This window comes from Paenibacillus sp. AR247, from assembly GCF_002968895.1.
Taxonomy (GTDB): domain Bacteria; phylum Bacillota; class Bacilli; order Paenibacillales; family Paenibacillaceae; genus Paenibacillus_AQ; species Paenibacillus_AQ favisporus.
In genome coordinates, this window is record NZ_PCZT01000006.1 from 434,789 (window position 1) to 447,571 (window position 12,783).

General features: G+C 53.1%; 10 protein-coding genes and 2 pseudogenes. 6 read left to right on the forward strand and 6 right to left on the reverse strand.

Features of this window, described 5'->3' with window-relative positions:
• The 6 genes and pseudogenes from CPT76_RS39115 to CPT76_RS07080 form a co-directional block, all read right to left on the reverse strand.
• Positions 1–1,295, reverse strand: a pseudogene (locus tag CPT76_RS39115) (DUF7507 domain-containing protein); the annotation flags it as partial.
• A gap of 15 nt (positions 1,296–1,310) precedes the next feature.
• Positions 1,311–1,454 (reverse strand): annotated as a pseudogene (locus tag CPT76_RS41910) (hypothetical protein); the annotation flags it as partial.
• Entirely contained in the window at positions 1,394–5,389 is a 3,996-nt protein-coding gene (locus CPT76_RS07065; protein WP_258168165.1) for a beta strand repeat-containing protein, read from the reverse strand. The pseudogene CPT76_RS41910 and the gene CPT76_RS07065, both read right to left, overlap by 61 nt.
• A gap of 301 nt (positions 5,390–5,690) precedes the next feature.
• Positions 5,691–6,326, reverse strand: coding sequence for a helix-turn-helix transcriptional regulator (locus CPT76_RS07070; RefSeq protein ID WP_105442372.1), 636 nt, complete (start codon positions 6,324–6,326; stop codon positions 5,691–5,693).
• A 116-nt stretch (positions 6,327–6,442) separates the two neighbouring features.
• Positions 6,443–6,682 (reverse strand): ferredoxin family protein, encoded by a 240-nt coding sequence (locus CPT76_RS07075; protein ID WP_076171713.1) that lies wholly within the window; start codon positions 6,680–6,682, stop codon positions 6,443–6,445.
• A gap of 22 nt (positions 6,683–6,704) precedes the next feature.
• Positions 6,705–7,775: an Mrp/NBP35 family ATP-binding protein gene (locus tag CPT76_RS07080; protein WP_105442373.1), complete on the reverse strand. Its 1,071-nt coding sequence runs from the start codon at positions 7,773–7,775 to the stop codon at positions 6,705–6,707.
• Between the two features lie 453 nt (positions 7,776–8,228).
• On the opposite strand from CPT76_RS07080, the gene CPT76_RS07085 reads away from it, so the two are divergent.
• From CPT76_RS07085 to mnmH, 6 genes are all read left to right on the forward strand, one after another.
• Positions 8,229–8,594, forward strand: a complete 366-nt coding sequence (locus CPT76_RS07085; RefSeq protein WP_234489955.1) for a globin domain-containing protein — start codon at positions 8,229–8,231, stop codon at positions 8,592–8,594.
• 31 nt (positions 8,595–8,625) lie between these two features.
• Entirely contained in the window at positions 8,626–9,168 is a 543-nt protein-coding gene (locus CPT76_RS07090; RefSeq protein WP_105442374.1) for an NADPH-dependent FMN reductase, read from the forward strand.
• A gap of 186 nt (positions 9,169–9,354) precedes the next feature.
• Complete coding sequence (locus CPT76_RS41270) at positions 9,355–9,897, forward strand: hypothetical protein (protein ID WP_308737533.1); 543 nt, start codon at positions 9,355–9,357, stop codon at positions 9,895–9,897.
• A gap of 11 nt (positions 9,898–9,908) precedes the next feature.
• On the forward strand, positions 9,909–10,370 hold the full coding sequence (locus tag CPT76_RS39120; protein WP_308737534.1) for a M15 family metallopeptidase: 462 nt from the start codon (positions 9,909–9,911) through the stop codon (positions 10,368–10,370).
• 224 nt (positions 10,371–10,594) lie between these two features.
• Entirely contained in the window at positions 10,595–11,491 is an 897-nt protein-coding gene (selD, locus tag CPT76_RS07100) for a selenide, water dikinase SelD (protein ID WP_105442409.1), read from the forward strand.
• Between the two features lie 11 nt (positions 11,492–11,502).
• Positions 11,503–12,597, forward strand: coding sequence for a tRNA 2-selenouridine(34) synthase MnmH (gene mnmH / locus CPT76_RS07105; protein WP_105442375.1), 1,095 nt, complete (start codon positions 11,503–11,505; stop codon positions 12,595–12,597).
• Positions 12,598–12,783: the final 186 nt, after the last annotated feature.

The window sequence follows — 12,783 nt, forward strand, 5'->3', positions numbered from 1 at the left end:
TTCACGAGCTGCTGCGGGTTTGGCAGGGTATCTACCGTCACTTCCATGGTAACGGTCACATGGACGGTCTGGCCAGGATTGATCGTGCCGACGGAGAATCCGGTTGACGGGTCCGCACCTGGAAGCGGCACACCGTTTACCTGAATACTGTTAGGGACGAAGACAGCTCCGTTAGGAACAGGGTCGATTAATATTCCTGTCGCCGCAATGTTGCCAGTATTCGTCAGCGTTACTGTGTAGACGATCGTATCTCCAACCGTGGCGTTCGTCGTATTGGCCGTTTTGTTGGCACTGATAATTGCCTGATAGACAGGGACGGACGTAACGTTGGAGAACGCGGTGCCGGTAAATGCGCCAGAGTTGAACGTTACGGACGATTGGTTGGTCAGGTTGCCGTCGTCAGGGATGGACAGGACGGTTACGTTAAACGTCACGGTTACTACAGCACCAGGGGCGATCGTACCCAGCTGAATGCCGGCCGCCGGATTGGCCGAGGGCTGGGCAGTTCCGTTAACCGTTACGCTGCCCGTTACAAACTGGCTCCCTGCGGCGATCATATCCGAGAAGACTGCATTGGTGACATTTTCAATTCCATTGTTGGTTACAGTGATGGTATAAGGAACCACTGTGCCCACCGAAGCTTCAACAGCACCGGAAGCTTTGACGACGGCGACGTTTGGCGCGGATACCGGAATCGACAGCGTATTGGAGGCAAAAGAACCATTGATGACCCGAGAGTCCGGGAGCGTGAAGGTAAAGGCTGCGGTTGCTTGGTTGGTCAGCTGCTGGGTTGGCGGTACCGCATCAATAACTGCCGAGAATGTGACGACCGCACCTGTCACGACAACCCCAAGGGGGATTCCTGAGGCCGGATCGGCTCCCGGCACCGGCTGGCCGTTGAGAATTACGCTGTTTGGCACAAAAGTCGTTCCGGCAGGAAGTGTGTCCGTTAAGGTGACAGCTGCGCCGAAATTGCCTGCATTGTTCATGCTAACGGTAAATACGACCGTATCACCGACGGTTGCATTGGTCGTGTTGGCGGTCTTTTGCGCGGTGAAGATCGGCTCAAATACCGGGGTAGTCACGGTATTGGAGAAGGTGACCCCGGAGAAGGTACCCGACGTAAAGCTGACCGAAGACGTATTTGCGAGCTGCGCAGGCGTTGGCAGCGAGGTCACCGTGATATTAAAAGACACGGTAATCGTGGTCCCCGTAGCAATCGTGCCGATGATGATGCCTGTGGCTGGATTGGCCGCAGGCCGGGGTGCACCGTCGACTGTGACGGAACCGGGCACTAAGGCGGCACCAGGCGGAATCGGGTCGGTAAACAGGACGCTGCTGACCGTTTCAATCCCGTTGTTAATCGTAACGGNGTTGGATAATGCGGAGCCAGTCAGCGTGCGGCCGTCAGGCGGCGTATCGTAAAATTGGCTGTCGCCTGGTTCATGATGAATTGCGGGCTCGGCAGCGAGTTGATCACCACCACAAAAGTCACAACTGTGCTTGCTCCGGGCGCGAGAGTCCCTAGATCGATGCCGGCTCCCGGGGATGCACCCGGTATTGGAAAGCCGTTTACGATGACGCTGTTGGGAGTAAACGTAGTCGATGCCGGGATCGTATCTGTCAGCGTAACGGCTGCTCCGAGATTGCCGCTATTACTGACCGTTACCGTGTAAGTAACGGAATCACCGACGGTGGCATTGTTCGTATTGGCACTTTTGGTCACAGCGATTTGCGGTTGTATGACAGGCGTCGTCGTAATGTTCGAAGACGCGGTTCCTGAGAACGTGCCAGATGTAAAGCTTACGGTTGACTGGTTGTTGATTTGCGATGGAATCGGCATGGTTATCCTCACCTCAAAAGTTACGGTAGCCGCAGAACCAGGGGTCAGGGTACCGATTGAAATGCCCTCGGACGGAACTGCTGACGGGCGCGAGGTACCGTTAACAATTACGCTTTGAGGAATAAACGAAGCGTTTGAAGGAACGTTGTCGATCAGGTTGACGTTGTTGACATTGGACGTTCCGTTATTCGTGACCGTGCTTGAAAAAGTCAGGACATCTCCAACGACAACATTCGGCCTCGAGGCTGTTTTGACAACGCTAACGTTCGGAAGCGCTACTGGAATCGTTACCGTATTGGACGCTGCAGATCCCGTAACTTGCCTGCTGCCCGGTAATGTATAGGTATAGGATGCCGCCGCCTGATCCGTAAGCTGTCTCGACGCGGGCAGGGAAGTAATCGTAACAACAAAGCTGACCGTTACCGCAGTGCTTGCCGCGAGAGAACCCAGAGGAATTCCGGTCACGGGACTAACGCCTGGAACGGGATTGCCGTTAATGAGCACGCTGTTTTCAATAAATACGGAGCCAGGCGGAATGTTATCGGTCAGCGTGACGGCAGCAGCCGTGTTGCCGGTATTACTTACTTGAAACTGGTAGGAAAACGTGTCACCGACCGTGGCGTTTAGCGTACTGGCCGATTTTACGATGTTGATGACCGCCAAGAAGACGGGGATAACCAGCGTGTTGGACAGGGAGGTACCGCCAAAGGTGCCGGACGTAAAAGCAACGCTGGCCCGGTTACTCAGCTGCCCTGTGCCTGTCAGGGAATTGACGCGGATTTGGAACGTTACGACGGCAGAGGCCCCTGCACCCAAAGATCCGACGGACACGCCGTTCGCGGGATTTCCGCCGGGAACCGGGGCTCCGCCTACCGTCACGCTCCCGCTGATCAACGATGTCCCCTCTGGGATCGGGTCCGATACGATGACATTGCTCACAGGCCCGATCCCGTTATTGGTTGCTGTAATGGTGTAGGTTATAACGTCCGATACGGTCGCCGCCGACGTGTTGGCGCTCTTGACCACCGTCACGTTTGGCGCAGAGGCCGGAATCGTCAGCGTGTTGGAGGTTGCCGATCCCGATAGGCTGCGCCCGCTTGGCAGCTGGTAGTTATAACTGGCTGCTGCCGTATTGACCAGCGACGGCGGAGAAGGGAGCGAGTTCAGCACGACCTGGAAAGTGACGGTAACGGAGCCCCCTGCTCCCACGGTCCCTGCGCTTATGCCTCCGGTTGGAGTGGCCCCGGGCACTGCTGCTCCTCCAACCGTAACCGAGTTCGCTACGAAGCTGGTTCCTGAAGGAATGTTATCGGTCAGTGTAACCTGGGCTGCCCGGTTTCCACTGTTCCGGACCAAAAGCGTGTACGTAATAGTGTCGCCAACCGTGGCGCTTGAGGTTGAGGCGCTTTTGGCAATCGTGATGACCGGCTGATAGACGGGGGTCGTAATCGTGTTCGACACTGACGTCCCTTGAAAGGCACCTGAGCTGTACGCTACGGTCGACTGGTTCGACAAGGCCCCGGATGCGGGGACGGATTGAACGGCAATCTGAAAAGTTACCGTAACGGAGCTTCCTGCTGCCAGAGTTCCCAGGGATACGCCGCTGGCGGGATTAGCTGATGTCACCGCTGTGCCGCCGACGGTTACACTGCCGGGTACGAAGGCGGCACCGGAAGGGATGGCATCGGTGAATACGGCATTCGTCACGGCTTCTGTACCGTTATTGGCTACTGCAGACGTATAGGTCAGCGTCTCTCCTACAGCAATATCCGAGAAGTTAGCGCTCTTCGTAACCGTAATATTCGGCAGGGTTACCGGAAGCGTGAGCGTGTTCGACGATGCAGAACGCGATATCGTTCTTCCCGCTGAAGGCGTGAACGTATATGCAGCAACGGCCTGGTCGACAAACTGCGGTGGAGAGGGCAGAGAGTTCACCTGTACCCGAAACGTTACCGTCGCAGATGATCCCGCTCCAATACTGCCAATCGCGACCCCAGCCGCCGGATTCGCCCCTGCAATGACGGTTCCGTTAACCGTGAACGTGCCGGTAACGAAAGAACTGCCTGTCGGGATGTTGTCGGTGAGCGTGACATTTGCGGCGATATTTCCGGAATTGGCCACCAAAATGGTGTATGTAACGGTGGAGCCTACCGTCGCATTGGTCCGGTTGGAACTTTTAGTCAGCGTAAGGGCCGGCGACACGACGGTAACAGTGACCGCATTCGATGGGATTACGCCGGTAATCGTCGGCCCGCCGGCAACGCTTTGGAAGGAGAAGGAGGCGTTCGCTGTGTTGACTAACTGGTTGGAGGATGGTTGTGCCGTTACCGTTGCCCGATAAGTGACCGTTGCTGTAGTGCCAAAGTTTAACGTCCCTAGCGGTGCTCCTGCAACAATATCGTAGGTCGGGCGGGGTATACCCCCAACCGTTACACTGCCGCTGACGAAGCTCAATCCCGCCGGCAGTGCATCAGAAAGGACAACGCTGTTGGCATTGGCGGTACCTGTATTGCTTACCGTCACCGTATACGTGATGACATCGCCGACAACGGCAGTCGTCGTGCTGGAGCTCTTGGCTACGGTGATGACCGGCGCGTTGATGTCCACTTGAATCGCATTCGCGTTTACCGCATAAGCATCTCCTGAGGTCGTGAGGATCAGTACTGCTGATGACTGGTTGTTAATAAGCCGGGAGGAGACGTCGACATTCGTGATATCCCAGCCCTGACGGCCCCCAATGATGTTGCTTCCGGGCGCTCCGTTGGTCTGATTGCGGGTCCCGAACGTCCCGGCCGTATTCAATTGGCCGGCATCGTTGTTAATCTGGGATGCGAAAAAGTTGTTGGCAAAGTTGTTGGGGCCCGACAAGGCGGAAGCCGTGTTAGATGTCGGGCCGAACAACGCCTGATCTCCGGTCCGGTTGGCATCGCCTTCCTGGGCGCTGAACAGCGCTCTGCCGCCCAGCGCGCCCGAAACCGGGGTAGCAAACCCCGTCAGGGTCGTCGTAACCGGGTCGGAGTTGGCTTGAACCAGGACGGCGCCCGCACGGATCGACATGTTCCGGAAGGGAAGGGAGGGATTCTGGTAAATGACACCCAGCGTCCATCCGGAATGATTTCCTGTAGGATCGTTAGCGATGACGATGGTTCCCACAACGCCGCCGGTCGTATAAGTACCTGCACCTCCTTGCTGAACCAGCGATGTAACATTCGCGGACCGGACGTACGCCGTCATTCCGTTTCCGAAATCTATGGAATTGGCGGTTGCCGGATCGGGAGTAACGCTGTTCGTGCCTGCCGGCGTTATAAACGTAACGGGATTGTTAATTGAGCTGCTGAGATTAACGCTTCCTGAAATAATGTAAGATCCGCCCCAGATCAGTTCGGCATATAAAACCGTACTTCCAGTGGGAAGGGATAATACAGCCGAAGAGCTGTTGCTCTGAAAAGCGTTCGTCGTTCCTGCCGGATAGCTTCCAAAAACCGAGCTGGTGTTGGTCGTCGCAAACGCGCCAATACTGTCGAGTGTTCCCGGAACACCCGTCATGTCCGATCGGCTGAGCCCGAGGGTATTCCCGGTAAACGTGATCGCTCCCGTAGCATTGAAAGTTGCTCTAACGATTAGAGGAATATGATCACCCCCTTTGTGTCAAATCCGGAAGAGACGAAAGAAAGGACCTGAATAACAGAATGGCACAATTCAAGGTATGAAGAATGAACCGGGGGTATGTGATATTGCGGGGCTGAAATCAAAAACTTATCATTCTGATCGCACAAAAAAGATCCGCAAGCTTATCCACACACAGCGATCTCATCCCAAATGAGAAGTTTGTGGCAGACCTTGCGGATCATCGGTGGGCTTTGCGGATTTTATAGACACATTTTCGGTCGCCCATGGCGAGACACTCGTCGCGGGATACCTCGGCCCCGAGCAGCGATTCGAACAGCTTCAGCTCGCAGGCGCACGCATGATTGTATTTTTTTGCAATTTGCGATATCGGACAATTATGCTCGAATAAGGTATATTCATCTTCATTGTTTTTTTGAAGCTCAACCATATAGCCGTTTTCGTTTTGAATTTCGGCCAGCTGCTCGACCTTTTCGGCAAAGTCCTTGCCTTCCATTTTACCGGCATGGTTTTTCAGCAGCGATTCGCCCCGACGGTCAAAGAGGTGGTTCACCATTTCCGTCCCTGCATCCTGCTCGAGTTCCCCGAGAAGATCCAGCGTAAGCGAATGATACTTGTTGGGAAAAAAATCTTCGGCCTGCTCTGTCAGACGATAGATCGCGGAAGGCCTTCCCATCGGCTGCCGAATCGTCTTGGATTCGATCAAGCCTTCTTTTTCTAGCGTGTTGATATGGCGTCTGACCGCCATGCTGGTGATACCAATAAACTCCGTAATTTCCTTTGCACTGAGTTCGCCTTTGGTTTTCAGCATCTGCAGTATTTTGTCCCTGGTTGAAATATCCAGCTGTTGATTCATGTTAACACCGCCTATTCACTGATCCGGGCCATACATTTTTTTGTATAAATGAATTCAAAGTATAAACAGCCTGTCGATTTGGAAATCAACAGGCTGAACCAATCGCAAATCGTCAATTATTTGGATTTGTAGAAGTTTTCCGCTTTTTGGATCATATGTTTTTCTTCTTCCGGAAGATCGGTATCATAGTATACCGCACCTACCGGGCAGGCAACTTCGCAAGCACCGCATTCGATGCAAATATCCGAGTCAATAAAATATTGATCCGGACCTTCCTCGATACAATCGACAGGACATACATCCACGCAATCAGCCGCTTTTTCGTCTATGCAGGCTGAAGTAATTACATAAGACATTTGTTTCACCCTTTCAAATTAATTAAATATCATGGTTAATAATTCTCTGAGCCAAATTCATAAAAATACGCCATTGCTCGCTGTCATCCCCGAATACGGCCGGGGACTTCTCCGGGTCCGCCGACTGGCCGGGCGCAGAAAGCGGGATCTCGGCCAGCAGTTTGGTGTTGAGCTGCTCCGCGAGAGCAGCTCCGCCGCCTGTGCCGAACAGATCATGCCGCTGACCGGAGGGGTCGGTAAAATAAGACATGTTCTCGATGACTCCGAGGATCGGATGGTTGGTCTGAATCGCCATCTCACCGGCCCTGGCAGCAACATGATTGGCAGTAGGGTGGGGCGTGGTCACCAAAATTTCCGAGCACTGCGGAATTTTATTGTGAACATCCAAGGCAATATCACCTGTACCCGGAGGAAGGTCCAACACGATGAAATCGAGCGGACCCCATTCCACTTCATTCAGGAACGTGCCGAGCATCTTGCCCAGCATCGGGCCGCGCCAGACGACGGGTTTGTTGCCTTGTACGAAAAATCCGGTCGAAATAACCTTGATTCCGTGCCGTTCTACCGGTACGATTCGGTTATTATGCTTCTTCGGAAGATCATGAATTCCCATCATTTCCGGAATACTGTAGCCATAGACATCCGCGTCGATGATTCCTACGCGTTTCCCCTGCTTGGCCAGTGCCGTAGCCAGGTTGACGGTTACCGTAGATTTGCCGACACCGCCTTTGCCGCTGGCGATCGCGATGAACGTCACGCCAGAATCGGCGGCGACGAGCGGGGAATTCATCAGCGTTGGTGCACGGCGTACCGATTTATTCAGCTTAATTGCTATAATATCATTTTTTTCTTCATTTGAAATGGCTTTAAACCGGATATGCACGTCCGCGATGCCGATTCCCTTCAAGGCGCTGACAATCTGTTCCCCGATGCTCTCTTTGCTTGCGGACATGACGGGATCCAGGAGCACCGATAGAGCGGCATGATCCTTATTGATTGTAATATCCCGGATCAAGCCGAGCTCAGCAAGGGGGCGCTCATGCTCATGGTCTTTCAAATGGGTCAGGGCAGCGACCAGGTCTTCTTTGGTCATGGTTGATCACCTTCATTCTCTATCTATGATAGATTGAACTGGTGCATGAAACGTCGTTTCTTCAGTCCGTTCTATCCCTATTACAGTATGGCTCAAAACAGCAGTACAGACCTTCTGTAGATAAAACCGGGGATTTCCAGCCTTTTTACGGATCTGTTCCCGTCGTGTTTTCCCATTACAGAACAGGTATGTACTATTATCAGAGTAATTGTAGTTCACACGGGTAATATAGTCAACATATATGTATATAAAGTAAAGAATATTTACGGAACAAGTATTGACAAAGGGAACGCTCAATTATAATAATTAGTATACGTTTATGTTTACTAATTAGGGGCTCACACCCGTGAAGGGAGGTTCAATTCCCCATTGGACTCGAATATGAATCAGGATCCCGGACAACCGGCGGATCAGGGGAATCGGGAAGCGCGCCCGACGTCTTTTTATGAGCAAATGGGCGGCGCAGACACGATGAAGGCGCTGGTGGAAGCCTTTTATCCCAAAGTGGTGGAGCACCCGCTGCTTGCTCCGCTGTTTCCGGAGAATATATTGCCTGTCATGAAGAAGCAGGAAATGTTTTTGACCCAGTATTTCGGAGGACCTCAGTTATACACGATGCAGATGGGCCATCCCCGCATGCGGGCTAGGCATCTTCCGTTTGCCATCACGCCAAAGCGCGCGGAAGCTTGGATCGGCTGCATGCAGCAGGCCATGGAAGAGGTTATTGAGGATGAAATGCTGCGCCAGCAAATGATGGAGCGGCTTGCGATGACCGCATTCTTTTTCGTCAATACGGATGAAGGCGAAGTCGAATATTAAGGAAACTACAAACAGAAAAGGAGTTAACATCATGAAGCTGGTTGGAATATCTGGCGCGATCATCGGCAGCAAGACGGCTCTTGTGGTGAACAAAGTGCTGGAAGAGGTCAAGAAGCAGTATCCCGATGTGGAGACGGAGCTGCTCGATATGAAAAATTACGATGTGCAGTTCTGTGACGGACGCGATCCATCGGCATATACTGGCGACACGAAAAAAGTGATCGATGCGGTCACTTCCAGTGATTTTTGCTTGATCGGAACACCGATCTATCAGGCGTCGATGTCCGGCGTGCTGAAAAACCTGTTCGACCTGATTCCAGTCACGGCGCTGCAGCAGAAGGTCGTAGGATTCGTCGCCACAGGCGGAACGTACCAGCATTATCTGGTGATTGAGAACCAGCTGAAGCCGATCGCGGGATTTTTCCGTTCTTATGTGGCGCCAGGCTATGTCTACGTCCATGACGATCATTTTAACGAATATAAAGAGATTACGGATCCGAACGTGTTGGAGCGGATTGAGCGGCTGGCCCACGAGCTTGTCTTTATGCAAAAACGGCTGAAAGGTTCGGAATAAGACCTGTCCCCAAAGAAGCGTACATATTTAGCGTTGGATGAGTCCTGATCGAAAAGATCGGGGCTTTTTTTGTCGTATCTTCCTCCAATATGTCGTATAATAGATCCGGGTATGATAGATTTATAGTTTGATAGAAAGCCGTGGTCTTGAATCACGCGGTATTATTTGAGGTGAACACATGCGAAAATGGGCAACATTGATCGTCGCGGTCATCATTGTCGGCGGCGCGCTGATCATTTTGCGAACAACAGAGGAACGGCCAAGGATGAGGCGACCGTAGAGAATCCTCCGGCTCTCGCCCAGGTGGGCGGCGGAGACCAAAGCGATAATGTCGGTACAGTAGATCCGGAAGGCACCAGCGGAGACGGAGATACTGCATCGGATAACGGCAGCACATCGGATACGGAAGGCACGAGCGGTACCGGCAGCGATGCCACAGGAGGTGCCGGTGACGGCACGACCGGTCAGAATGCCGGACAAACGGATGATGGCAAGGATTCCGCTGCAACCGGCGGCAATTCAGGCCAGGATACCGGAAAGGGAGCGGACGAGCAGACTGGCGGTGCGCCTTCCAGCAGTGATTTTGTCAATACGTACGACGTTGAGCATGTCGTATCCAATCCGACGAGCGATACGGTACTCGTTAATAAAACGTACCGTTTGCCGGAAGGTTACGTTCCGCCGGACCTCGTCTATCCTGACGTAGCATTCACGTTTTCGGAAAAATAGATAAGCGCAAAATGCGCAAAGTGGCTGCAGACGCTCTGAAAGAGCTGTTTGACGCTGCCAAGCAGGACGGCGTATACTTGGCCGGTGTATCGGGCTACCGTTCCGAATCCCGTCAGACGACGCTGTATAATAACTATGTGGATCGGGACGGCGTCAAAGCGGCGGATACCTACAGCGCTCGTCCGGGCCACAGCGAGCATCAAACCGGTCTGACCATTGACGTGTCGGGAACCGACGGCAAATGCGCCGCGGAGAGCTGCTTTGCCGGCACGAAGGAAGCGAAATGGCTTGCTGACCATGCTTACGAATATGGCTTTATAATCCGTTATCCGGAAGGAAAAGAATCGATTACCGGCTACAAATACGAGCCATGGCATATTCGCTACGTCGGCAAAGACATTGCCGAAGACGTGACGAAGAAGGATATCACGCTCGAGCAGTATTTTGGAAGCGCGGTTCCGGTATCCAAATAAAGCAGGCTGCAATAAACAGCAGAAAGTTATGAAGGAAGCCCAGTTTATGCTTCTGATCATGACATTCTGCTGTTCTTTGTTGGATTTGTCCAAATGGAAGCTGTATCGCACCAGGGCAAGGCTCATTTGCGTTTTTTTTGAGCGATGTGTACGATGGAATTTGCGGGTTTAACAAAATATCAGGCTGATGCCAATGATGAATATAGAAGGGTTGTGTCATGATTATGGATTCCGATTTGAATATTAAATTAACATCTTATTCCAGCAAGGGCGGATGCGGCTGCAAAATCGGCCCTGCCGATCTGAGCCAGGTGCTTCGCGGCCTGCCGCCGGCAGCGTATGATCCGAATCTGCTGGTCGGGCTCGATACGAGCGATGACGCCGGCGTATACAAGCTGAATGACGATTTGGCGCTTGTACAGACGCTTGATTTCTTCACGCCGATCGTGGACGATCCGTATTCTTTTGGTCAAATCGCCGCGGCGAATGCGTTAAGCGATATTTATGCGATGGGCGGAAAACCGCTGACGGTGCTCAATATCGTCGCCTTCCCGATATCCACGCTGGATAAACGCGTGCTGACCGAAATTCTCCGCGGAGCGGGGGATAAAGTCAAGGAAGCGGGCGCCACGCTCGTTGGCGGACATTCGATTGACGACAAAGAGCCGAAATTCGGTTTATCGGTCACCGGACTGGTGCATCCTGATAAAGTAAGAAGCAACGCGGGAGCTCGGCCCGGAGACAAGCTCATCCTGACCAAGCCGATCGGCGTGGGCATCATGACTACTTCGATCAAGAAAGATCAGCTCACCCCGGAAGAAATCCGGCGGGTGACGGAAGTCATGTCGACGCTGAATAAGAAAGCGGCAGAAATTATGGAAGGCTATGAAGTCCATGCCTGCACCGATGTCACCGGGTTCGGCTATGTGATTTTCCCGGAAGAGATGGACGAGACGGACCGGTACATTTTGTGCGACGCGGTTACCTCCGGCGGCTTGCTCATTTCCGTAGGGCCGGATGAAGCGGAGCGTCTGCTTCAGGAGCTGGTGGATGCCGGCGTGGAAGCGAAACTTATAGGTGAGGTTACCGCACAACATAGCGGGCAAATTGTGATTGAGTAAGGAGCTGTATCATGTTTCAGGATATACAGATCGAGAAGCTTAATGAACTGAGAGCGAAAAATGAAATCACCGTCATCGATGTCCGGTCCCCGTCCGAGTATGCGGAATCAACGATTCCGGGAAGCATCAACATCCCTTTCTTCAATGATGAAGAGCGGGCGGAGATCGGCACGCTGTACAAGCAGGTGAGCACCCAGGCTGCGAAGGAGCGGGGCCTCGAGATTGTGTCCGCGAAGCTGCCTTCCTTCGTAAAGCAATTTGCTGAAATTCAAGGGAATAAGGCAGTATTCTGCTGGCGCGGCGGCATGCGGAGCCGTACGACGGCGACGGTGCTGTCCCTGATGGGCATCCATGTGCACCGGCTTGAGGGCGGCTACCGAACTTACCGTAAATGGGTGGTCGACACGCTTCAGAGCATGGACTTTGCTCCGGACGTGTACGTGATCCATGGCAACACCGGAACGGGGAAAACCTTGATTCTCCGGGAACTGCAGGAGAAAGGCTACCCGGTCGTTGATCTTGAAGGGATGGCGGGGCACCGCGGTTCCATTTTCGGCGAGATTGGCCTGAAGAGCAGCAACCAAAAGACCTTCGATGCCCTGCTGGTGGAGTCCCTGATCCGATATCAGGATTCTCCGTACATTCTGCTTGAGGCGGAGAGCAAGCGGATCGGAAAGGTGGTCCTGCCTGAATTTCTGGTCCAGAAGAAAGAGCTGGGGCGGCATATCGTGCTCGAAGCTCCGGTTGAGCTGCGGGTGAAGCACATTTTGGACGATTACTGCCCGTGGGAGTATCCTGCGGAAAGCCTGCTTGCTTTCTCAAAGATCAAGTCGCGGATTCATACGCCGATCGCCCAGGAAATCGAATTCAGCATGCAGCAAGGAAATTATGGGGCAGCCGTGAGACTGCTGCTGGAATACTATTACGATCCGAGATATGCGCATACCACCGAGGCTTACGGGGAAGCTTTCCATCAGGAACCGGTACTTGCCATCGGGTCGGTTGAGCAGGCGGTACAGCTGGTCGAGGAACGGATTCAGAGAGACCAGGAGCATGTCCAGGCAGCGGCGGAAGATGCACAAGAGAAAAAGCATCAATCCGTATAAAATTTAGGAATGGGAAGGGCCAGGGGACTGGTTCACCCGTATAACGCAAAAAGAAGGAATGCGCTGATGAGCGCATTCCTTCTTTGTTTAAGAGATCAGAAAGTATAGGATTCGGAGCCTCCGCTTCCGGATCTCGCAAGAAAAACTTCAGCTAAACGCGGTCTGTTTCTTGAAGTACGTCGATAG